The 23,066-nt window shown below is 58.4% G+C and carries 21 protein-coding genes; 14 read left to right on the forward strand and 7 right to left on the reverse strand.

Translation table 11 applies throughout. From position 1 onward, the window contains the following. Positions 1 to 41: 41 nt before the first annotated feature. Positions 42 to 1,463 (reverse strand): metalloprotease TldD, encoded by a 1,422-nt coding sequence (gene tldD, locus Z945_RS0111455; RefSeq protein WP_025052248.1) that lies wholly within the window; start codon positions 1,461 to 1,463, stop codon positions 42 to 44. Between the two features lie 179 nt (positions 1,464 to 1,642). On the opposite strand from tldD, the gene coxB reads away from it, so the two are divergent. The 9 genes from coxB (at position 1,643) to Z945_RS0111505 (ending at position 9,222) form a co-directional block, all read left to right on the forward strand. Then, on the forward strand, positions 1,643 to 2,566 hold the full coding sequence (gene coxB, locus Z945_RS0111465; RefSeq protein ID WP_025052250.1) for a cytochrome c oxidase subunit II: 924 nt from the start codon (positions 1,643 to 1,645) through the stop codon (positions 2,564 to 2,566). Between the two features lie 101 nt (positions 2,567 to 2,667). Beyond that, positions 2,668 to 3,603: a heme o synthase gene (gene cyoE / locus Z945_RS0111470; RefSeq protein WP_025052251.1), complete on the forward strand. Its 936-nt coding sequence runs from the start codon at positions 2,668 to 2,670 to the stop codon at positions 3,601 to 3,603. Then, on the forward strand, positions 3,603 to 3,788 hold the full coding sequence (locus tag Z945_RS0111475; protein ID WP_025052252.1) for a hypothetical protein: 186 nt from the start codon (positions 3,603 to 3,605) through the stop codon (positions 3,786 to 3,788). Before cyoE ends, Z945_RS0111475 begins: the two co-directional genes overlap by 1 nt. Beyond that, positions 3,788 to 4,363, forward strand: coding sequence for a cytochrome c oxidase assembly protein (locus Z945_RS0111480; protein WP_025052253.1), 576 nt, complete (start codon positions 3,788 to 3,790; stop codon positions 4,361 to 4,363). Before Z945_RS0111475 ends, Z945_RS0111480 begins: the two co-directional genes overlap by 1 nt. A gap of 16 nt (positions 4,364 to 4,379) precedes the next feature. Further along, positions 4,380 to 5,192: a cytochrome c oxidase subunit 3 gene (locus Z945_RS0111485; RefSeq protein WP_025052254.1), complete on the forward strand. Its 813-nt coding sequence runs from the start codon at positions 4,380 to 4,382 to the stop codon at positions 5,190 to 5,192. A gap of 114 nt (positions 5,193 to 5,306) precedes the next feature. After that, the gene (locus tag Z945_RS0111490; protein ID WP_025052255.1) at positions 5,307 to 5,984 is read left to right on the forward strand and encodes an SURF1 family protein; all 678 of its coding nucleotides are present in this window, start codon (positions 5,307 to 5,309) and stop codon (positions 5,982 to 5,984) included. 6 nt (positions 5,985 to 5,990) lie between these two features. Beyond that, positions 5,991 to 7,379, forward strand: a complete 1,389-nt coding sequence (gene thrC, locus Z945_RS0111495; RefSeq protein WP_025052256.1) for a threonine synthase — start codon at positions 5,991 to 5,993, stop codon at positions 7,377 to 7,379. After that, on the forward strand, positions 7,376 to 8,638 hold the full coding sequence (locus Z945_RS0111500; protein WP_025052257.1) for a M16 family metallopeptidase: 1,263 nt from the start codon (positions 7,376 to 7,378) through the stop codon (positions 8,636 to 8,638). Before thrC ends, Z945_RS0111500 begins: the two co-directional genes overlap by 4 nt. Further along, positions 8,638 to 9,222 (forward strand): GNAT family N-acetyltransferase, encoded by a 585-nt coding sequence (locus tag Z945_RS0111505; RefSeq protein ID WP_025052258.1) that lies wholly within the window; start codon positions 8,638 to 8,640, stop codon positions 9,220 to 9,222. Before Z945_RS0111500 ends, Z945_RS0111505 begins: the two co-directional genes overlap by 1 nt. 3 nt (positions 9,223 to 9,225) lie before the next feature. On the opposite strand, the gene Z945_RS0111510 is transcribed toward Z945_RS0111505, so the two are convergent. After that, positions 9,226 to 10,542: a serine hydroxymethyltransferase gene (locus Z945_RS0111510; protein WP_025052259.1), complete on the reverse strand. Its 1,317-nt coding sequence runs from the start codon at positions 10,540 to 10,542 to the stop codon at positions 9,226 to 9,228. A gap of 136 nt (positions 10,543 to 10,678) precedes the next feature. On the opposite strand from Z945_RS0111510, the gene Z945_RS0111515 reads away from it, so the two are divergent. Together Z945_RS0111515 and Z945_RS0111520 are read left to right on the forward strand one after the other, a co-directional pair. After that, entirely contained in the window at positions 10,679 to 11,500 is an 822-nt protein-coding gene (locus Z945_RS0111515) for an MBL fold metallo-hydrolase (RefSeq protein WP_025052260.1), read from the forward strand. A 39-nt stretch (positions 11,501 to 11,539) separates the two neighbouring features. After that, positions 11,540 to 12,958, forward strand: coding sequence for an FAD-binding oxidoreductase (locus tag Z945_RS0111520; RefSeq protein ID WP_025052261.1), 1,419 nt, complete (start codon positions 11,540 to 11,542; stop codon positions 12,956 to 12,958). Here the strand turns inward: Z945_RS0111520 and Z945_RS0111525 are convergent, their stop codons facing one another. From Z945_RS0111525 to Z945_RS0111540, 4 genes are all read right to left on the reverse strand, one after another. After that, positions 12,959 to 14,230, reverse strand: coding sequence for a Glu/Leu/Phe/Val family dehydrogenase (locus Z945_RS0111525; RefSeq protein WP_025052262.1), 1,272 nt, complete (start codon positions 14,228 to 14,230; stop codon positions 12,959 to 12,961). Between the two features lie 42 nt (positions 14,231 to 14,272). Continuing rightward, on the reverse strand, positions 14,273 to 14,803 hold the full coding sequence (locus Z945_RS0111530) for an adenine phosphoribosyltransferase (protein ID WP_025052263.1): 531 nt from the start codon (positions 14,801 to 14,803) through the stop codon (positions 14,273 to 14,275). Next, positions 14,800 to 15,429 carry a LysE family translocator gene (locus Z945_RS0111535; RefSeq protein ID WP_025052264.1) on the reverse strand — a complete coding sequence of 210 codons (630 nt, stop codon included), beginning with the start codon at positions 15,427 to 15,429 and terminating at the stop codon, positions 14,800 to 14,802. Before Z945_RS0111535 ends, Z945_RS0111530 begins: the two co-directional genes overlap by 4 nt. Positions 15,430 to 15,550: 121 nt before the next feature. Then, positions 15,551 to 16,423 (reverse strand): S-methyl-5'-thioadenosine phosphorylase, encoded by an 873-nt coding sequence (locus Z945_RS0111540; RefSeq protein ID WP_025052265.1) that lies wholly within the window; start codon positions 16,421 to 16,423, stop codon positions 15,551 to 15,553. A 293-nt stretch (positions 16,424 to 16,716) separates the two neighbouring features. Here Z945_RS0111540 and Z945_RS0111545 point away from each other — a divergent pair, with 293 nt between their 5' ends. The 3 genes from Z945_RS0111545 (at position 16,717) to Z945_RS0111555 (ending at position 22,145) form a co-directional block, all read left to right on the forward strand. Beyond that, positions 16,717 to 18,378: a SulP family inorganic anion transporter gene (locus tag Z945_RS0111545; protein WP_025052266.1), complete on the forward strand. Its 1,662-nt coding sequence runs from the start codon at positions 16,717 to 16,719 to the stop codon at positions 18,376 to 18,378. A 547-nt stretch (positions 18,379 to 18,925) separates the two neighbouring features. Beyond that, a complete protein-coding gene (locus tag Z945_RS0111550) occupies positions 18,926 to 20,116 on the forward strand; it encodes a TAXI family TRAP transporter solute-binding subunit (RefSeq protein ID WP_025052267.1) in 1,191 nt (396 codons plus the stop codon). A 91-nt stretch (positions 20,117 to 20,207) separates the two neighbouring features. Then, positions 20,208 to 22,145, forward strand: a complete 1,938-nt coding sequence (locus tag Z945_RS0111555; RefSeq protein ID WP_025052268.1) for a TRAP transporter permease — start codon at positions 20,208 to 20,210, stop codon at positions 22,143 to 22,145. A 273-nt stretch (positions 22,146 to 22,418) separates the two neighbouring features. On the opposite strand, the gene Z945_RS0111560 is transcribed toward Z945_RS0111555, so the two are convergent. Then, entirely contained in the window at positions 22,419 to 23,024 is a 606-nt protein-coding gene (locus Z945_RS0111560; protein ID WP_025052269.1) for a flavin reductase family protein, read from the reverse strand. Between the last annotated feature and the right edge of the window lie 42 nt (positions 23,025 to 23,066).

The following is a 23,066-nucleotide window of genomic DNA, read 5'->3' on the forward strand; positions in this document are numbered from 1 at the left end:
GCTAGCTTTGAACGGTTTGGGTAACGCCTTGTTGAAATATTTCAGGCAGCAGAGCCCCCGACAGTCAACCCGCCAATCATCAGCGTAGGCTGGCCCACGCCAACAGGTACCCATTGGCCTTGCTTGCCACAGTTCCCCATCCCTGGATCAAGCGCAGGATCATTCCCGATCGCGCGGATCTGTTTCAGCGCAGTGGCGCCATCGCCGATCAGGGTTGCGCCCTTGACGGGGGCGCCGACAATACCGTTCTGCACGCGGTAAGCCTCGGTACAGGAAAACACGAATTTGCCGTTGGTGATATCCACCTGTCCACCGCCAAAGCCCACAGCATAGATACCGTCCTTCAGGTCGGCCACAATATCACCGGGGGCCACATCACCGCCCAACATATAGGTGTTGGTCATGCGCGGCATCGGGATATGCGCATAGGATTGCCGCCGCCCATTGCCCGTGCTGCGCACGCCCATCAGCCGCGCATTCTGCCGGTCTTGCATATAGCCAACCAGCTTGCCGTTCTCGATCAACACGTTTTTCGCGCTGGGCGTGCCTTCATCATCAACCGAGATAGAGCCGCGCCGGTCAGGTATCGTGCCATCGTCCAGCACCGTTACACCAAGGGCCGCGATCTGCTGGCCCATCAACCCGGCAAAGGCGGAGCTGCCTTTGCGATTGAAATCCCCCTCAAGTCCGTGACCAATTGCTTCGTGCAGCAAGATGCCGGGCCAGCCGGGGCCAAGCACCACATCCATGACGCCGGCAGGGGCCGGCACAGCTTCGAGATTGACAACAGCGATGCGCAAAGCTTCGCGGGTCTTTGCCTGCCAGTCGGCAGGGTCGAGCAGCCCATTAAGACCCATGCGCCCGCCGCCACCCGCACTGCCGCTTTCACGCCGTCCGTCCTGTTCAACGATGACCGCAATATTGACCCGCGTCATCGGGCGGATATCGCGCACGGAGGTGCCTTCGGGGCGCAATATCTCTACTTCTTGCAGGCTGGCGGCAATGCTGGCGGTCACCTGCACTACGCGTTCGTCCAGACTGCGGGCAAAATCATCCATCTCGCGCAGGGTGTCGACCTTGACCGGAAAGGCTGCCCCTTCGATCGGGTCAGCATCGGTATAGAGCTTGAGGTTGGTGCCTTCGGGCGCATCGGCCCATGTGCCACCCCCGTCGCCCACCGCCAAGCGTGCGGTTTCCGATGCCCGGCGCAGAGCAGATTCGGAGATCTCGGTGGAATGGGCATAGCCCGCCACCTCACCGCGCACCGCACGCAAGCCGAATCCTTCTGATGCGTCATAGCTGGCAGTCTTAAGCCTGCCATCATCAAACATCAGCGCCTCTGAACGGCGTCGTTCAAAGAACAATTCGCCATCGTCAGCACCCGCCACCGCGTCGCGCAGCACGCGCAATGCGGTTTCGCGTTCCAGATCGGTGTCAAATGGTGAAAATGGCGTTTCAGTCATGGGGAGCATATCCTATTTTACGAAGATTCCGGTGCTTCGCGTCCGTTTGACGCAATCGAAAGACTTTATCTTGGGGATAGAATATGATTGTAAGCATCAAGAATACAACGGCAGGGGGCACAAACAGCTCTTTCGCCATGAACACGTAGCCAAATTCGGTCAAAAGATCAGGACGACACATGAAAAATCTTCTCTCCCTCAGTGCGCTAATGGCCAGCTTTTCCGCCTTGCCCGCAATGGCGCAGGACGCGTTGCGGATCGATGACCTGGACGTGATCGGAAGGCCCACGAATGGCGAAATGGGTTTTCAGCCCGCAGCGACTCGGCTTGCTCAGGACATTCACGATCTCGACTGGCTGATTCTGGTGATCATCACCGTAATCACCCTCTTTGTGACAGCCCTGATCCTTTGGGTCTGCATCCGGTATAACGCCAAGCGCAACCCCGAGCCTGCTTCCTTTACGCACCACACGCCTGTTGAAGTGGCATGGACCGTTGGTCCGATCCTGATCCTGGTGCTGATTGGTGCCTATTCGTTGCCTATTCTGTTCCGCCAGCAGGAAATTCCAGCAGCCGACATCACGATCAAAGTGGTCGGTCATCAGTGGTACTGGAATTACGAGTACGTCGACAATGGGTTCGCTTTTGACAGCTACATGATCGGTGCACCCGCCACGATTACAGCAGCCGACGAAGACGCGGGCGCAATCGCCAACCGTCTCGACGATGTGATGGTCGCCAAGCTGGAAGAAGCGGGCTACTCACGTGACGAATGGCTTTTAGCCACTGACACTGCGGTTGTTGTGCCCGTTGGCAAGACCATCGTGATGCAAGTCACCGGTGCTGATGTGATCCACTCTTGGACCATCCCGGCCTTTGGTGTGAAGCAGGACGCTGTGCCAGGCCGTTTGGCCGAACTGTGGTTCTCTGCTGACAAGGAAGGTGTCTACTTTGGCCAGTGTTCCGAGCTTTGCGGTCAAGCGCACGCTTATATGCCGATCACGGTCAAAGTTGTGTCCCAAGAGGTCTACGACGAGTGGCTGGGCAATGCGATCGAAGAATACGCGGGCATCCCTCAGCCATTGACGATCGCCTCGCGCTGAACTGCGTCAACCTTGGGCCACGAGGCCCAAGGTATTCTTAACGTCGATAGCTGATACAGGGAGCTGTGCTTCGTGTATTTCGCCAAGATTTAAGGTGACCTATGACAGATATCACCAATACACCTGCCGCTGAATATGACGCGCAGCTGGGCGACTATTTCGCTCTGTTGAAGCCGCGCGTGATGCAGCTTGTGGTCTTTACCGCTGTGGTAGGCATGCTGGCGGCACCGGTGTCGGTACATCCGGTGATCGGCTTTGCGTCGATCCTGTTCGTCGCCATCGGGGCAGGGGCCTCGGGTGCGCTGAACATGTGGTGGGACGCCGATATTGATGCAGTGATGCGGCGTACCGCGAAACGTCCTATCCCTGCGGGAAAGGTACAGCCGGGCGAGGCACTGGCCCTTGGTGTTGGGCTGTCCTTCCTGTCGGTCATGATGCTGGCGCTCAGCGCCAATCTGCTGGCCGCGGGGATGCTGTTGTTCACCATCCTGTTCTACGCGGTCTTCTATTCCATGTGGCTCAAGCGCGCCACTCCGCAGAATATCGTCATTGGCGGCGCGGCGGGCGCTTTTCCACCCGTTATCGGTTGGATCATCGCCACAGGCAGCTTCTCGGTTGAGGCATGGTTGATGTTTGCGCTGATCTTCATGTGGACACCGCCTCACTTCTGGGCGCTGGCATTGTTTATGCGCTCTGACTATGACGACGCGAATGTGCCGATGCTGACAGTAACGCACGGCCGCCCTTCTACACGCCGTCATATCCTTGCCTATACAGTTTTGCTGGTCATCCTTGCCGTCGGCACCGGGTTCACAGCTATTGGTGGCTACATCTATCTTGCCACAGCCGTTGTCCTGAATGCGCTGTTCCTGCTTGGGGCCTATCGCATCTGGCAGCGCGACGAGGTGATGGCAGAGGAAGACAATTACGCGGTTGAGCGTAAATTCTTTCGGTTGTCGCTCTATTATCTGTTCCTGCACTTCGGCGCGATCCTGATCGAAGCCACCTTGCGTCCATACGGGCTGGGAGGCTGGTAATGGGCATCCGTACCGAACACGAACTGCATAGCCGCCGCAAAGGCCGCAATGTGGGTGTCGGCATTATGTTGGCCGGCTTTGTGGTGCTGATCATGCTTTTGACCTTCGTCAAAATCACCCAGACCGATTTCGCCCGCGCGCCGGGCACCGCCACACCGGCAACTGGATCGGAGGCAAACGACTGATGGCACTCTCTGGACCTGCAAAAACCGTTGCTCAAACCGTATCCCTCGTCGTGGTCATGGGCGGACTGGCATGGGCATCTGTCCCCTTCTACGATTGGTTCTGTCGCGTCACCGGCTTTGGCGGCGTTCCGGGCCAGGTCGAGGTGTCATCCGATGAAATTCTGGACCAAACCATCAAGATCCGCTTTGACGGCACGTTGAATGACAACATGGCGTGGGAATTCAAGCCGGTCGAGCGCGAGATGGAAATTCGCATTGGTGAAACAGGGCTCGCCTTTTACGAGGCCTACAACCCGACCGACCGACCCATCGCCGGACAAGCAAGCTACAACGTCACGCCCTACACCGCAGGCGCGTTTTTCGACAAGATCGATTGCTTTTGCTTTACCGAACAGGTTTTGGCCCCCGGTGAGCGCGTACAAATGCCCGTCAGCTTCTTCGTTGATCCCGAAATCGTCACTGACCGCGACGGACAGTATGTACACACCATCACGCTTTCCTATACATTCTACGAAATTGATCTGCCCGAGGGATACGCCTCCCTTGACGCAGAGACCACAACAGACCTGAACTAAGAAGGGACCGCCAGTTATGGCAAACGCAAAGAACCACGATTACCATATTCTCGCACCGTCCAGCTGGCCCCTGCTGGGTTCGCTTGCCGGTTTCGTTATGCTGTTTGGCGCTGTGCTGTGGATGCACGGGGTCACGCCCTTCCTGTTCTGGGGCGGTTTTGTCGCCGTTCTTTATGTGATGTTCGGCTGGTGGCGCGAAGTTGTGCTGGAAAGCCGTGTGGGCGACCACACCACCGTGGTCCGCATCGGCCTGCGCTATGGCTTCATCCTGTTCATCATGTCCGAAGTCATGTTCTTTGCCGCGTGGTTCTGGACCTTCTTCAAACAGGCGTTCTATCCGATGAACGAATATGTGGGGTCGGAATACGTGCCCCCGGTCTTTGATCCGGTAAACGCCTTTCACCTGCCGCTGATCAACACGCTGATCCTACTCCTTTCGGGCTGTGCCGTGACCTGGGCCCACCATGCGCTGGTCCATGAAAACAACCGCAAGGACTTGATCACCGGACTGGCCATTTCGATCGTGCTGGGTGTCTTCTTTACCGCGCTTCAGGCCTACGAATATGCCGAGCTGATCCTGCACCACGATTGGGTGTTTGGTGGCGATGCGTTCTTCTCGGCCTTCTTCATGGCGACAGGTTTCCACGGCATGCATGTGATTATCGGTACGATCTTCCTGGGCATTTGTCTGATCCGCGCCATGCGGGGCGACTTTACGCCTGAAAGACATGTCGGTTTCGAAGCAGCGGCCTGGTACTGGCACTTCGTTGACGTGGTTTGGCTATTCCTGTTCTTCGCCGTCTACGTCTGGGGTGTCCCGTCACACTAAGCGGGCTCTGTCATCAGACAGTCGCACGGGGTTGCATCTGCGGCTCTGATATCTGAAAAGCCAAGCGCGCGAACATTCTGCTTCGCGCGCTTTTTCGTCTGTTCGAGTGTTGCTATGAACCGCGTTCTTTTCCTCATCCTGATCGGCCTCGGCGGCGCTGCCATTCTGGTGTCGCTGGGCGTCTGGCAAATCCAGCGGCTGGCCTGGAAAGAAGGCGTAATTGCAGACATCGACGCGCGTATCCTCGCGACGCCCGTGGACTTGCCCGCCAGTCCCGATCCCGCCACAGATGCCTACCTGCCTGTGCAGGCGACCGGCGTGATGGCCGGGGACACCTTGCGCGTGTTGGTCTCGCAGAAAGACATCGGTGCGGGCTACCGCCTGATCACGGCGTTCGAGAACGCCGGGGTGCGTGTCTTGCTTGACCGCGGGTTCATTGCCGTTAATGCTGCGCAGCCTGACAGTCCGGCAGCAGAGGTTACCGTCACCGGCAATCTGCAGTGGCCACAAGAAACGGATGATTTCACGCCAGAGCCGGATATCGCCAACAATATCTGGTTCGCCCGCGATGTGCCTGCGATGGCAGCCGCCCTCGACACCGATCCGGTGCTGATCGTCGCACGCAGTGTTTCACCTGCTGAAAGTGGCGTCGCCCCTTTTCCGGTCGACACCAGCCGTATTCCGAACGACCACTTGCAATACGCCATCACCTGGTTCTCACTGGCGGCCATCTGGCTGGCCATGTCTCTCTTGTTCTTGCGCCGCCGCCGCGCCTCCTCATCCGAAAGCTGACCAAAAATGCGCTATATCTCCACCCGTGGCACAGCCCCCGTTCTGAGTTTTGAAGAAGCGATGCTGACCGGCCTTGCCCGCGACGGTGGCCTTTATGTGCCCGAGACGATCCCGACGCTGACCCACGACCAGATTGCCGCGATGAATGGCCAATCCTACGAGGATATCGCGTTCACTGTAATGCGCCCTTTCATCGGAAACACGTTTACCGACGCGGAATTCCGCCAATTGATCGCCAACGCCTATGGCGGCTTTGGTCACACCGCGCGTGCGCCGCTGGTACAGCTTGCGCCGAACCATTTCCTGCTTGAGCTTTTTCACGGTCCTACGCTGGCGTTCAAGGATTTCGCCATGCAATTGATCGGCCAGATGTTCCAGCTGGCTTTAGGCCGAAAAGGCGAGCGCGTGACCATCGTCGGTGCCACCTCTGGCGATACCGGTTCTGCCGCGATTGAGGCATTTCGGGGCTTGGACAATGTGGATGTGTTTATTCTCTACCCGCACGGGCGTGTGTCGGATGTGCAGCGCCGGCAGATGACCACACCGACAGAATCCAACGTGCACGCCCTGGCCGTCGATGGCGATTTCGATGACTGTCAGGCGCGACTGAAGGATATGTTCAACGATTTCGAATTCCGCGATGGTGTGAAACTGGCAGGCGTCAACTCGATCAACTGGGGCCGGGTGTTGGCGCAGGTGGTCTATTACTTTAGCTCTGCCGTGTCGCTTGGTGCGCCTGCACGCGAGATCAGCTTTACCGTACCCACGGGCAATTTCGGGGATATTTTCGCGGGCTATATCGCCAAGCGGATGGGTCTGCCGATCAAGGATCTCGTTGTGGCAACCAACCAGAACGACATTCTGGACCGGTGTTTGAAAGGGCAGGGCTATCACAAGGGCAGCGTGCATCCCTCGATCAGCCCTTCGATGGACATTCAGGTCAGCTCCAACTTTGAACGCGCTCTTTTTGATGCCTATGACCGCGATGGGAATGCTGTCGCGCAACTGATGACCGAGCTGAGCGAAGGCGGGTTTGACGTGAGCCAAGGTGCGATGCAGGTCCTGTCCGACACGTATTCATCGGGCCGCGCATCAGAGGCGGAAACCACGGCCACGATCAGCGACCGGCTCAAGACCACCGGCGAGTTGCTTTGTCCGCATTCTGCAGTCGGCGTCAAAGTGGCCGATGAACAGCGCGAAGAGGCCACCCCGATGGTTACCCTCGCCACCGCGCATCCCGCGAAATTCCCTGATGCGGTCGAGGCTGCCACCAGCATCCGCCCACCCCTGCCGCCTCGAATGGCCGATCTTTTCGAGCGTGAGGAGCGCCTGACACGTGTCGCCAATGACATGGACGCATTGAAATCACATATCAAAGGGGCGCTTGGCCTATGAGCCTGAACGAACACCGCCTGCCAAACGGCTTTCGCATCGTTACCGAACATATGCCCGGGCTGGCGTCGGCCTCCATCGGCATCTGGGTCAATGCAGGCGGCCGTCATGAGACGCCCAAGCAAAACGGGATCGCGCATTTCCTTGAGCATATGGCGTTTAAAGGAACCGAACGGCGCACCTCCTTGCAAATTGCCGAAGCGATCGAGGATGTAGGCGGCTATATAAATGCTTACACCAGCCGCGAAGTCACCGCCTATTACGTTCGCGTGTTGGAAAACGACGTGGCGCTTGGCCTTGATGTCATCGCGGACATCCTGCGCAACCCGGTGCTGGACCCGAACGAGATTGAGGTCGAGCGCGGTGTGATCCTGCAAGAGATCGGGCAGGCGCTTGATACGCCGGACGATGTCATCTTTGACTGGTTGCAAGAGCAAGCCTATCCGGGTCAGGCGCTTGGCCGTACGATCCTTGGACCCAGCGAACGCGTGTCAAACTTTGGTCGCGCCGATCTGCAGGGATTTATCGCCGATCATTATGGACCCGAGCAGATGGTGCTGGCTGCCGCCGGTGCGGTGGATCACGATGCCATCGTCAGACTGGCCGAAGAACTTTTTGGCGATATGCCAGCCAAACCTTTGTTTCAGATGGACAGCGCCAGTTTCAAAGGCGGCGAGTTCCGGCAGGACAAATCGTTGGAGCAAGCCCATTTCGCGCTGGGGTTTGAATCGCCCGGCTACAGTGCCGACGATATCTATGTGGCGCAAATTTATGCCTCGGCTTTGGGCGGCGGCATGTCCTCGCGCTTGTTTCAGGAAATTCGCGAGAACCGCGGCCTGTGCTACACAATCTTTGCGCAGGCCGGTGCCTATGCGGATACCGGCATGACCACGATTTATGCGGGCACTTCTGCAGAACAGCTGCCCGAACTGGCTGAAATCACGATTGACGAGATGAAACGCGCGGCCAGTGATATGTCCCCGGCCGAGGTCGCACGCGCACGTGCGCAGATGAAAGCGGGCTTGCTCATGGGGCTGGAGAGTCCGTCGAACCGGGCCGAGCGTCTGGCGCGGCTCATTCAGATCTGGGACCGGATCCCGCCCCTGTCGGAGACCATTGAAAAGATTGATGCTGTTACCACGGGGGACGTGCGCGATCTGGCCGAGCGGATGGCCGGTTCGGCACCGGCGGCGCTGGCGCTTTACGGGCCGGTCGAAGGAGCACCCAGCTTGCAAAACCTTGAGGAGCGTCGCGCTGCCTGATGCTGTCGCTCAAACGGAAACTGCGGATTGAAACCGAACGGCTGACCCTGCGCGCCCCGCAGCATGCCGATTATCGCACATGGACTGCCCTGCGGGTCAAAAGCCGTGATTTTCTCACCAAATGGGAGCCAATCTGGGCTGACGATCACCTCAGCCGCAAGGCGTTCACCAATCGTGTCTATTGGTCCCAAAGGTCGATCACCTCCGGCTCTGCGGTGCCACTTTTCCTGGTGCGGCGCGAGGATGAAGTGTTGATGGGTGCGATTACGTTGGACAACATCCGACGAGGGCCTGCGCAGTCGGGCACACTGGGCTACTGGACCGGCGAGCAATTCGCGCGCCAAGGCTACATGCGCGAAGCGATCCATGCGCTGGTACATCATGCCTTCACCCGCCTCGATCTCAGCCGTATTGAAGCAGCTTGCCTGCCTGAGAATACCGCCTCGCGCGGGCTGCTGGAAAAGACCGGGTTCAAATACGAAGGTGTCGCGCAAAGTTATTTGCAGATCGACGGGCGCTGGCGCACCCACGTTCTTTATGCAGCCCTGCGCAGTGATCGGCGCGGGAAGACGGATGTGGGTTAGGCGTCAGCCACCGACATAGTGCAGGCTGGTAAACTCGGACCGAAAGGCGCGGGTTTGTGAGGCAAGCGCTGCGGCACCATCGGTCTGAAGCGCCTGCGCGATCAAATCGGCCAGCCTGTCCACATGATCCAGACCCACACCCCAGCGCACTAATTCCGGCGTTCCCATGCGCAGCCCGTTCATATCGCCCGCGACCTCTGGGATAGGCAGGCCAATGCCGCATGCCAGAAACCCGGCTTGGCGCAGTTTTTTCGATGCCGCCTGCCCACCGCCATAAGTCGCGGCCTCCAATGCGAATTGATGCGAATTGGTGATGCCATTTGCGGTGCGGAACACCGGCACGCTGCGCGCGTCCAAAGCTTCCGCCAAGGCCTGCGCCAGCGCAATCATCTGAGCCGCGTATTCGGCACCGAAGTCGAGCCAGTCGAGCATGGTCAACGCCAGAGCAGCGGATTTTGCGGCGTCGAAGTTGGCTGTCATGCCGGGAAAGGCGATGGCATCCAGCCGTTCGGCCAGATCCGCATCGTTGCTGACGATCAGCCCACCCGGAGGCCCACCAAGGCTTTTATAGGTGCTCATCGTCATCAGATGCGCGCCCTCAGTCAGCGGATTATGCCACACGCGGCCCGCGATGATCCCGCACTGGTGTGCCGCATCGAACAGCAGTTTCGCGCCCACCTCATCCGCGATGCCGCGCACTGCGGCCACGGGATGCTCGAACAGATTGAGTGAGGCACCGATGGTGATCAACTTGGGTTTCACCTTATGTGCCAGTTTGCGCAGCGCGTCGATGTCAACGGTATAGCCATCTGCATCCATGGGCGCGGTCACAGTGGTCAGTCCGAACAACCCCGCACAACCTGCTGCATGATGGGTTACATGCCCCCCGATGCTGGCAGGCGGCGCAATAATGGTATCGCCGGGTTTGCAGGTGGCCAGGAAACCGTAAAGGTTCGCCATCGCACCAGACGGCACCCTGATTTCGGCAAACTGCGCATCGAATACCTGCGCGCAAAGCTCGGCGGTGATCACCTCGATCTCTTCGATGGCTTCCAGCCCCATTTCGTATTTATCGCCCGGATAGCCCAGCGAGGGCCGTGTGCCGATGCCGGAGGCCAACATCGCTTCGGCACGCGGCGACATAACATTGGTGGCGGGATTGAGGTTGAAGCATTGCCGTTCGTGGATTTCCCGGTTTTCCTCGGCCAAGGCCTGAAGGCGTGCTGCTATGGTTACGCTGTCCTGCCCGGCGGTGCGGGCGGCCAGGGACTGCACAAGGGTTTCGCTCTGCGCGGGCACCCATGAACGCGATTGAAGCATCTTAACTCTCCTGCATCATATTCAAGCGCAGTAGCGCCGCAAACGCGGCAAATGCCAAGTCGGAATGTCGCAGGATGCCAGTCTTTTGGTGATCTGGCACGAACCTGTGTTAAGCTCGAGCCAAAGGAGACCGCCGATGATCCGCAGCTTTCTGATTGCTTTTCTCGCCCTCACATCCCCCGCCTTCGCGCAGGCCGACCGCACGCCCAGCCATTGCATCGCTCTGGCGCAATCGGCACCCGGCATGGCCTATGTCACCCGTGCCAACCTACCCGATGTGGCCGAGGAAACCGTGCTGCTGCACTACATCGCCCATGCGTCATTTCTGATCCGCAGCCATGCAGGGCTGAACATGGTCACCGATTTCACGGGCTTCACCGGCACGTTGCCCTTCGTGCCGGATGTGGTCACAATGAACCACGCGCATGACAGCCATTGGACCCCGTTTCCCGATCCTGCCATTCCCCATGCACTGAAAGGCTGGGGCGAATTTGGCGAAGGGGTCGATCATCATGTCGATCTGGGCGAGGTGCTGGTGCGTAATGTCTCCACCGACATCCGGTCGCAGTTTTCGGGGGTGGAGCCGAAGGGCAATTCGATCTTCGTGTTCGAGATGGCAGGTCTGTGCATTGGCCATCTGGGCCATTTGCATCACGCGCCGGACCCCGCGCAATATGCGGCACTCGGGCGGCTTGATGTTGTGATGGCCCCAGTTGACGGTGGCTATACGCTGGACCAGCCGACGATGATCTCGGTGCTGAAGCGGCTCAAATCCTCCATCGTGATCCCGATGCATTGGTTTTCGCAGTTTGCGCTGGATGACTTTCTGATGGGCATGCGCGACGAGTTTCAGATTGTCGAAACCGGCGGCCCTTCGCTGATCGTGTCGCTGGACCGTCTGCCGTCGCGCCCGACGATCATGGTCCTGCGCCCGTCTTATCTGAATGTGCCAAGATAGCATCTTGCATCCAGCCCGCTGGTGCCGGATCAATACAGCATGACATTACACCCTGCCGATAACGACTTTCGCACCCGCCTTGCCGCTGACCTGCCAGATGAGGTGTTCCGCCCGATCGAGGACCGCTATCTTGAGGAACCGCGTGGCCGTTACGCCGGGCAGACGGCCCTACTGGCGCAGCCGCGCTCCGTGCAAGAGGTCTCAACCTTGATCCGTCATGCGTCAGAAGCGGGGGTGGGTGTGATCCCCTATGGTGGCGGTACCGGGTTGGTCGGCGGACAGATCGCCTCAGACGGGCCGGCGCCGTTGATCCTGTCGCTCGAGCGGATGAGCAAAGTGCGCGACGTCTATGCGGATGAAAACGTGCTGATCGCCGAAGCGGGTGTGGTGCTGGCCGATGTGCAGGACGCAGCGGACGCGGTGGACCGGCTGTTCCCCCTTTCCTTGGCATCGGAAGGCACGGCCCGGATCGGCGGCAATCTGGCCACGAACGCAGGCGGCACCGGTGTGCTGCGCTACGGCAATACCCGCGATCTATGTTTGGGGCTCGAGGCTGTGCTGCCCGATGGGCAAATCTGGAACGGCCTGACGCGGCTGCGCAAAAACAACACCGGCTATGATCTGCGCCATTTGCTTATCGGGGCCGAAGGGACATTGGGCGTGATCACCGCCGCAGCGCTCAAGCTGTTTCCCAAACCCGCAAGGACCGGCACCGCGCTGATGGTGGTGCACAGCCCCGCAGCGGCCCTCGACCTGCTGACGCTCGCCAAAAGCCAAGTGGGTGAAATGGTCAACGCCTTTGAATTGATCCACCGCCAGGGCTTTGATTTTCTGGCCGAAGTTTTGCCCAGTGCGCCACAGCCCTTCGATACACCGCCCGAATGGTGCGTTCTGATCGAACTGGGGATGAGCGCCGATCTTGATCCGGCAACGGCACTTGAGGCGCTCTTCGTGGCGGCCCATGAGGCGGGGTTGGTGCCAGATGGCCTCATCGCGCAGAACGCCGCCCAAGCTGCGGATTTCTGGAACGTGCGCGAGATGATCCCCGAAGCGAACCGCCGCATCGGCTCAGTCTCAAGCCACGATATTTCAGTGCCGATAAGCGCCATTCCCGATTTCATCAGAAAAGGCGGTGAGACCCTGGCCCGGATAGGCGACTTCCGCATCAATTGTTTCGGCCATGTGGGCGATGGCAACCTGCACTACAACGTCTTCCCCATGCCCGGCAAATCCCGAAGCGACCATGAAAACCAACGCCCCGCGATCAAAGCGGCCGTGCATGATCTGGTGCATGACATGGGCGGATCAATCTCGGCAGAACATGGCATCGGGCGGGTCAAGGTCGCCGATCTGGAACACTACGGCGATCCGGCCAAGCTGTCGGCGATGCGGGCCATCAAAGCCGCGCTTGATCCAAAGGGGATCATGAACCCCGGTGCGGTTCTACGGTCCTTGTGATCACCCTTTGAAGTAGCACGAATCCCCGCGGCTTTCGATGGCGGCCGAGATCCGCTCGACCGCTATGGCATAGGCCGCGTCGCGCATTGAGCTGCCGTCCTTCTCGGCGCGGTCGAAACACTGCGGCGCAATGCGGTCAAATCGCGCTTTAAGCCGGTCGTGCACCTCTTCGGCGCTCCAACGATCGCCCGTGCGGCCCTGTATCCATTCATAATAGCTGACCGTCACACCACCGGCATTGACCAGAACATCCGGCAGCACGGTTACACCGCGGCCATAAAGCGTGTCATCCGCATCGGGGCTGACGGGACCATTGGCGATTTCAAGGATCACTCCGGCCTGGATGTCGCCGACGTTGTCCACTGTCACCGCGTCTTGCAGGGCGGCCAATGCCAGCACGTCGACGTCAAGCGCCAGTAGTTTGTTGGTTTCAAGTTCTTGGTGGTCCTTGCCATCCCTAACGGATGTATCGGAATAGACCTTGTCCAACCCTTTGCCTTTTTCCTTCTCGGTATGGATTGGTTCAGGGTCCAGCCCCTCTTTGGCATAGATCGCGCCGCCGGAATCCGATACAGCAACAATCTTGAACCCGGCCTTGTGGGCCAGCATCGCAAAATGCGCTCCTGCATTGCCAAACCCCTGCACGGCAACGGTGATGTCTTTGGGTTTCTTGTCGCTGCGTTTGGCCCATTCCTGCAGCACATAAAGCGCTGCCTGTCCGGTGGCCGCCACGCGCCCTTCGGAGCCACCAAGGGCCAGCGGTTTGCCCGTGATCGCGGCCGGGGTGCGCGCGCGTGCGATCTGGTCGTATTCATCGGCCATCCAGCCCATGATGCGCGGGTTGGTGTTCACATCGGGTGCGGGAATATCGGTGTCCGGCCCCATCAGATTGTGCAGCTCGCGCACGAAAGACCGGGACAAACGTTCCAGCTCTTGCCGCGACAGGCTTTTCGGATCGACCTGAATGCCGCCCTTGCCGCCGCCAAAGGGCAAGTCCATGAGCGCGCATTTGATTGTCATCCAGCGGGCCAACTCGGTCGCTTCTTCAAGGGTCACGCCCGGATGAAACCTTACGCCGCCCTTGGCCGGACCCAGCACCGTGTTGTACTGGACGCGCCAGGCCAGAAAGACCTCTAACGTGCCGTCGTCACGCCGGATCGGCACAGACATCTGGATGCGCTTGTGGGCGTGCTGCAGCATCTTGCGCGCATCATCAGACAGATCAAGTCGTCCTAGTGCGCGGTCTAGGATGGGCGTGCTTTGTTCGGACATGGGGACTTCCTTTCTGCTGGTCCCCGATGAACCTAGTGCGCGTTACGCGCCCTCAAAGGCACAAAGTGCTTGTACTTCCATCCCCATGGCTTCGAGCCGCTTGCGGCCACCTAGATCGGGCAGATCAATGATGAACGCGGTCGAGATAATCTCGCCACCCAACCGTTCGATCAGTTTGATCCCGGCCTCTGCGGTACCGCCCGTTGCAAGCAGATCATCCACGACCAGAATTTTCTCACCCGGCTGGATGGCATCATCGTGGATCTCTACAATCGCCTCGCCATACTCCAACGTATAGTCTTGGGAGATCGTGCGCCCGGGCAGCTTGCCCTTCTTGCGGATCGGTACAAACCCGACGGACAGTTGATGCGCAATCGCACCGCCCAGGATAAAGCCGCGCGCCTCAAGCCCCACCACCTTGTCGATTTGCATTCCGGCATAGGGGTGCAACATCTGATCAATCGCCATGCGAAACCCGCGTGGATCGGCAAACAATGTGGTCACATCGCGAAACATGATCCCCTCATGGGGGAAATCGACGATGGTGCGGATATAATCTTGGACCTGTTTCATGCGGTGCTCCGGCGCAGGGTGGCTGTAAGAATGCCCATCGCAATCAACGCAGCACCACCGCCACGGGTGATCCAGGTGATCACGAAAGGCCGTGCAATGACGCGCCGCAAACGATCGGCCATCAGCGCATAAGCAAAGGCGTTGAGGGCTGCAAGGCCTACGAAGGTAGCGATCAGAATGGCGAATTGCGGCAGCAGCGGTGCCTCGGGGCGGATAAATTGCGGAACGAAAGCGATGAAAAACGCAATCGACTTAGGATTCAGTGCTGTCACCGCCGCCGCATGGCCGAAAACCTGCCGCCCTGAAATATCCGCGCCGTCCGGCAGCGCAAGTCCGTCCGACGGTGCAGAGCGGATCAGCTTCACACCGAGCCAGACGAGATACACCGCACCGACCCACTTGAGCAGGGTAAATAACCCCGCGGACGCCAGTACCAGCGCGCCAAGTCCCGCCAAAGAAGCGCTCATCGCGATGAAATCGCCCAATGCGACCCCCGCCGCTGAAGCGACAGCTACGGATCGCCCCTTGCTCAGCGCATAGCTGAGCACCAGCAAAACCGTGGGGCCGGGGATCAACAACAAAGCGGTCGAAGCCGCGACAAACGCCAGCCAAAGGTCAAATGACATCGCGCACCTCCCGATAAACCCTGCCAGCAAAGACACGGCCTCCCGCGCAGTTCAAGTGCAATCCCTTCAGCTTCACCCTTTTCCAAATACCAAAGTACACCGCTGCCACCGGCGCAAGGCTTCAGATAACGCGCGCAGCAATGGCATCCAGCTTGGCCATCACCGCAGGGTCGCGGGCATCGGGTTGAGTCATGATGGCAAACTCGAGGGCGCGGTCACAGCCATGCGGGCAGGGTGCCCGTGTCTCTCCGAGAAGCGCTGGCAGGCCAGCGACGAGGGTCCGCGCCTTATCAGCATTGCCCATCAGCGTAGCGATGATCGCCGTGACATCAACCTCGCCATGGTCGGGATGCCAGCTATCATAATCCGTGATCATCGCCACCGAAGCATAACAAAGCTCCGCCTCGCGGGCGAGTTTTGCCTCGGGCATATTGGTCATGCCAATCACATCCGCCCCCCAACTATCCCGGTACATTTTAGATTCCGCCAGGGTCGAAAATTGCGGCCCCTCCATAGCGAGATAGGTGCCGCCGCGATGGACGTTTATGCCAGAATCCCGCGCCGCAGTCTCGCAGGCATCGCCCAGTCGCGGGCAGGTGGGGTGGGCCACGCTCACATGCGCCACACATCCGGTGCCAAAGAACGATTTCTCCCGCGCAAAGGTCCGGTCGATAAACTGGTCGACGATGACAAAGTCACCGGGTGCCATCGCTTCACGGAAGGAGCCACAAGCTGAAACAGAGATTACGTCGGTACAGCCCAACCGTTTGAGAGCATCAATATTGGCGCGGTAGGGCACAGTTGTCGGGCTATGGACATGCCCCCTCCCGTGCCGCGGCAGAAATGCCATCTCTACCCCGTCCAGCGTTCCGGTCAGGATTGCATCCGACGGCGTGCCCCAGGGGCTCTCAACCGTCACCCATTCCGCACCGGTTAGACCGTCGATGTCGTAAATGCCTGATCCACCGATTACGGCGATTTTTGTTTGTGTCATGATGATTCCTTTGCGCACCCGGCACCCAGCGCCGCTCTTTCGCCGCAGCAAGTCAGAGGGTTCCATCAAGTGCAACCCCCTTGCGATTGAATTAAGCGCCTGGTCGCGATGGGTCCGCGCCTTTAGATGTACAAAATGCTGAAGTGCGCCCCGGCCAATCAATCGCACCGTTTGACGACCCTCGGCATGGTCGAAGACCAGCAGTTCAATCCGCACTCTTGGCAACCGCGAACAAGTGGTATAGCGAGCGCGAAATACTGATTTCCCAGACAGACCCATGCAAAGGATGCCCGATGGCGCGTTCGCTCTTTCATAGTTTCACCAAAAACCTCGAAGTCACCGACCTGCGCTGGATGGCCGAGGACGGGTTTTCGGTGGCACGGTTGCGCATCGAACTGCTCTCCGGTCTGACGGTTGCGCTGGCGCTTGTACCCGAAGCGGTGGCCTTTGCTTTTGTTGCCGGGGTGCACCCGCTTGTTGGTCTTTATGCGGCCTTTCTGGTCGGTCTGATCACCGCCTTGATCGGCGGCCGGCCGGGGATGATTTCTGGTGCGACGGGTGCGTTGGCCGTTGTCATGGTGGCGCTGGTGGCGCAACACGGTGTTGAATATCTTTTTGCTACGGTGGTCCTGATGGGGCTGCTGCAAATCTTTGCTGGCATCATGCAATGGGGTAAATTCATTCGCCTTGTGCCGCATCCTGTGATGCTGGGCTTTGTAAACGGTCTCGCTATCGTGATCTTTCTGGCCCAAATGGGCCAATTCAAGGTGCCCGGTACCATGGTCGATACCGGACATGGCATGAGCGGGGGCGAATGGCTGTCCGGCACACCCCTCTATCTGATGCTGGCCCTCGTGGCGGCGACGATGGCGATCATCTGGATCATGCCCCGGATCACCAAGCTGATCCCTGCGCCTTTGGCAGGTATTGGCATTGTCGCAGCAGTTGTGATCCTTACCGGCATGGATGTACCTCGCGTCGGCGATCTGGCCTCTATTGAAGGCGGCTTGCCGATGCCGCACATCCCCTTTGGCGACGGCTTGGGCCTTTACGGGACAGCGCTTGCGCCGCTGACGCTTGAAACGCTCTATATCATTCTGCCCTATGCGGTAATCCTCGCCGCCATCGGCCTGATTGAATCGCTGCTGACGCTCAACCTTGTGAGCGATATGACCAACACCCGTGGTGGGGCGTCACAGGAATGTGTGGCGCAAGGCGTGGCCAATACGGTCACCGGATTCTTCGGCGGCATGGGTGGTTGTGCGATGATCGGCCAATCCATGATCAACGTCAAATCGGGTGGCCGCACGCGGGTCGCAGGCATCGCCGCGGCAGTTTTCCTGCTGCTGTTTATCCTTGTCGGATCGTCCCTGATCGAACAGATCCCGCTGGCCGCTTTGGTCGGCGTGATGTTCATGGTGGTGATCGGCACCTTTGCGTGGAACTCCCTGACCATCCTGCGCAAAGTGCCGCTGACGGATGCTTTCGTGATCCTGCTGGTCACTGTTGTCACAGTCTATGAAGACCTTGCAGTCGCGGTGGTCGTTGGGGTGATCGTCTCGGCGTTGGCCTATGCCTGGAACAACGCACGGCGCATCCATTCCAAAACCTACATCACCCCAGAAGGGGCCAAGGTGTACCAAATCCAAGGCCCGCTTTTCTTTGGCTCTGCCGAAGGCTTTACGGAACTCTTTGATGTGCACCAGGATCCGTCATTGGTGGTAGTGGATTTCGCAGACAGCCGCGTGGTGGACCAATCCGCGCTGCAAGCGATTGAAGCCATTGCAGGCAAGTACGAAGGCGCAGGCAAGCGCATCGAGCTGCGCCACCTTAGCCGCGATTGCCACAAACTGCTGAAAAAGGCAGGCCATTTGATGGTCGATAGTGACGATGATCCCGATTACGCGCTGGCGGTGAATTATCAGGTACGTACCGGAGTGCTTGGCGGGCATTAAAAGGCGAATGAGGCCGGGTTGTTTGATCCGAGCCTCGCAATACCTTACGCGCCAAACACGTTCTAATGATCGTCCAGATCAAGGTCTGACGCGCTCGTGCTGCAATAGCATGAGCGCAGATCTTCTGATCGCCTTTTACACTTGGCTATGCCCGAAAGTGGATCGCAGTCCTGAGGTGCCAAAAGTGCGCGGCATTACGCCTCTATTTCATGATTGCAACCCATTCCCGAGATGGACCAGCCTACCAAACGGCTAAAGTGACGTACCGTTTGTACCGTCAAACCCGACTTGCGGAACGATGTTCCGGCAAGCGGTATTGGCAGGGGAAAATTTTTAGGTTTAACTCATTTCTGGTGAGGTCGGATTGCTTCGGGAGGAAGCACCGCCTTTGAAAACTATCAGATGTTACTGATGGCTTTCAACCATGCTGGGAAAGGAAACCAGTTCGGGGAGGTTCAATTGTTGAACGTAAACGTATGCGCTCAAACGCCTCTTCTTGCTCGAGTTCCTGACCGGACAAAGGAACGTTAAAAGGGAGAGACGTGAAATGAATAAGTTTATATTGTCAGCCAAGGTCGCCGTTGGGTCGGCCATTCTGGCAACCGGGCTGTCACATGTTGCAATGGCGCAGGATTATGACTGGCCACGCCTGATGGTGATTGCGACACCGGGGACATCGACGGGCAGCTTTGCCTCCACCAACGGTTGGGGTCCGGTATTCCAGAAAGAGACCGGCACCACGGTACGTATCGTACCCGAAGACAGCGAATTGATGCGGAACCGCCGCCTGACCGAGCGTGAGGACGTCGCGATTGCATCTGTGTCCGCCGCCGAGATGGCCTCGCAGACAGAAGGCGTTGGCGGCTATGCTTCAGCGCGTGCCATTCCACAGCGGATCTTGTGGCACCACAACGATACGCCCTGGGGTTTCGTTGTTGCGGGCGATTCTGAAATCCAGTCGCTTCAAGATATTGCCAAAGGCGGTGTGCGCGTGACCGAAGGCGTGTTTTCGCCCGCGATTGTTTCGGTTGTCACGGAAGCACTGCCCGGTTTCATTGGTCTGTCCCCCGAACAGGCGCAGGAGCAAATCGAATATGTGCCCGCCTCCAGCTACGGTGAAAACTGCCGCTCGGTTGTCGAGGGTAAATCCGATGTCGCCTATTGCTCGCCGATCTCTTCGGTGCTGTCTGAAATGGAAGGCGCACCGGGAAGCATCCGCTGGCTGCCCATGGATCCCTCAGACAAAGAAGGCTGGAACCGCTTTCTTGATTTCCGCGGTATGACAATCCCGTCGAAAGTCTCGATGGGTGTGAAAACAGCGAACGGTGTGGACTCAATGACGTCCAACTTCGTTTATGCTGTTCCCGTGACCGCAGATGTCGATTTCACCTACAACATGGCAAAATGGCTGCACCAGTCTTATGACGCGTACAAAGGCACGCATGCGCTTGCCACGCGTATGTCTGTCGAGCAGTTCCGTCAATTTCTGAACGCCAACCCGATCCCGGTGCATGAGGGTACAGTCAAGTACCTACGCGAGATCGGCCAGTGGAGCGACGAAGACGACGCATGGAACACTGCCGCAATCGAGCAGATGGATGCATGGATTGCTGCACGCCAGGCCGGTATGAAGGCGGCGATGGAGCAAGGTCTCGAAATCAACTTCGAAAACGAAGAGTTCTTGAACCACATGGGCGAGTATACCAAAGACCTCTCGCCATTCCGCTCGCGCCTATAATCGGCTTTTGAAAGCATGACCGGCGGAGCGGTTCTCCCGCTCCGCCACTTTTCGAAATCGCGCAACAGAACGCCATACCCGGAATCACAATATGTCAGACCAACAATCAAACACAGCCCCCCACCCCAGCGACGAGGATGCAATCCAGTTGGGTCGGCTCGGCGGCCTTTTCTCATGGACAAGCATTGCATTCGTTGTGCTCTGTACGGGCGGTATCTCGCTTGGGCTGGCCTATGCCTTTGGCGTACCGGTGGCAGGGCAGCGCTTGATTGAAGGGCAGTATTACTGGGTCTTTATCGGCATCTTTCTCGCGGCGTCATTCATTGCCTTGCCAGCAAAGGCGAACCAGTTTTCGGTGCCGATCTATGATTGGATCGCGGCAGCCGTCGCACTGGGAATTTGCCTTTATTTCTCTACCCACGCTTGGGAAATTGTTCAGGCGGGCTGGACCAATATCTACGCAGGTGCGGTCTTGTGGGTCTTGATGCTCGAGATCGCGCGGCGGTCAGGTGGACTGCCTTTCCTGCTCGTGGTCTTCTTGCTGGGGCTTTACCCGATTGTTGCGGATTACTTCCCCGGGTTGCTGATGGGTATTCCCTACACCTTTGACCGTATGATCGAGGCCCACGTCTTCCGAACCGAAGGATTGATGGGGATCACCACCAAGATTGTTGCGGAAATCGTTCTCGGGTTTTTGGTATTTGCCGGGGTGTTGATCGCAACGGGCGCGGGTAAGTTCTTTATTGATATCGCAAATGCGGGTTTCGGTAAGTATCGCGGCGGCTCTGCCAAGGTATCTGTTGTCGCAAGCGCATTCTTCGGCTCGCTGTCAGGATCCATCTTTTCGAACATCGCGGGCACAGGCTCAATCACTATCCCAACGATGAAAAAGGCCGGATACCCACCGCATTATGCGGGCGCGATCGAAGCCTGCGCCTCCACGGGCGGTGTTGTGATGCCCCCCGTGATGGGTGCAATTGCTTTTGTCATGGCGATCACAATCGGCGTGGATTACGCGACAATTATGATCGCCGCGATCCTGCCGTCATTCCTGTTTTACTTCGGTCTGCTTATGCAAATCGACGCTTATGCAGCGCGCAACGGTTTGGTCGGGGCCGCGCCTGAAAACCTGCCATCAGCGCGTGAAGTCATGAAGCGCGGTTGGCCGTTTCTGATTGTCATGATCTTTCTGGTCTGGGGTCTGCTGTGGATGCGCTGGGAGTATTACGCCCCGTGGTACGCCAGTGCGCTGATGATCGGTCTCAGCTTTTTGCAGCGCGAGACGATGATGACCCCGCACCGCTTTTTCCAGACACTTCGGCAGGTGGGCCTGCTCGTTACGCAGACAGCTGCCATCATCATGCCGATTGCCTTTGTTGTCAGCGCGCTGACCATTACCGGCGTGACCGGCTCCATGACCTCCGGCCTCGTCGCTTTGGGTGGGGATAACGTGTACCTGATTATCGCGCTGGGCGTACTGGCCTGTTTCATTATGGGCATGGCTGGCTTGGCGATCGTGGCTTATATTTTCCTCGCTGTAACTCTCGCACCTGCCATCATCGAGATTGGCGGCCTCAACACCATCGCGGTCCACTTCTTCATCGTGTATTACGCGATGCTGTCCGTAATAACCCCGCCGGTCGGTGCGGCCGCTTTCCTTGCCGCGACGATCGCGGGGGCCAAGCCGATGAAGACCTCCTTCACGGCGATGCGGTTGGGGATCGTCATCTACTTTGTGCCTTTGTTCTTCATGTTCCAGCCCGCGCTGGTACTGCAAGGCGATCTGATGCCTCTGATCTACGTACTTCCGTCGATCTTGATCGGCATCACGCTGCTGGCTGGCGGTCTTGAGGGATATCTGATCGGGTTCGGCGCGGTGCGTCCTGTTCTGCGGCTTCCGCTCGCAGCTGCCGGTTTTGCCTTCAGCTTTCCCGGATTGACCACCACCTTGGTCAGCGCGGTCATCGCCTTGCTTCTGGTCGTGCTGATCCGCCGGGATAACTTCAAGGCGGAAGTGGCAGCCTCGTAGGTTTGCGTCAAAGCGTTAAGAAAGTGTCAGGCCTTTAATTATGGCCTGACACTGCCCAAACCTCCGTTGAGGAGGTTACAACGATGGTGCCGATCAAATTCGGATAGCCCCTTCGCCATGACGGTCCTGCGATGCAGAGCGCTGGTGGCATGGCCCGTTACGAAGCCTCGGTAGCTGTGGGGGGATGTCAGCGGGTCTCAATCACACCGCCAATCATCCGCCTGACTTAATAATCACCGGCGTTGCAACTCGTCGCGGATCCGTGCCGCCCCTTTAATCGTCGGGACGAATGATCTCGAAGACTTCGCGGACTGCCGTGTAATCGCGATAACCCAGCCGTGACAGGGGCACAAACTTTGTCACGTCGAATCGGCCATCCACAACGCAATCGTCGCGCATGTGAACGCCGACAACTTCGCCAAAGACGACGAAATTCGCGGCACCTTCGATCTGGATAATTTGCGTCATACGGCATTCCAGCGCTGCGGGCGCGTCCGCCACACGGGCGCAATCAATCACGTCGCAAGCGGCTTTTTCCACGCCGGCATGGGCGAATTCATCGACGCCATGGCCCAGCGTCGCAGAAGAGGCATTCATCGCATCGCGGGCGGCGTATTCGACGATGTTCACGCAAAACACCCCCGTCTCGCGGATATTGGCGACTGAATCCTTGGTGCCGTCCACATCATCCTTCACCCCGGTAGAGGCGAACATGACTTGCGGCGGCACATAAGCCACAGCGTTAAAAAAGGAATAGGGTGCCAGATTGTCATGCCCTGCGGTGTCGCGCGTCGAAATCCATCCGATAGGGCGCGGCGTGACGATGGCATTGAATGGATTATGGGGCAGGCCGTGGCCTTCTTCGGGGCGGTAAAACATGCGGGACTTCCTTTGTTGGTTTGCGCCTATGGCTACCCCCAT

Origin of the sequence: Sulfitobacter noctilucae (genome assembly GCF_000622365.1) — a bacterium.
In the GTDB taxonomy this organism is placed as follows: Bacteria; Pseudomonadota; Alphaproteobacteria; order Rhodobacterales; family Rhodobacteraceae; genus Sulfitobacter; species Sulfitobacter noctilucae.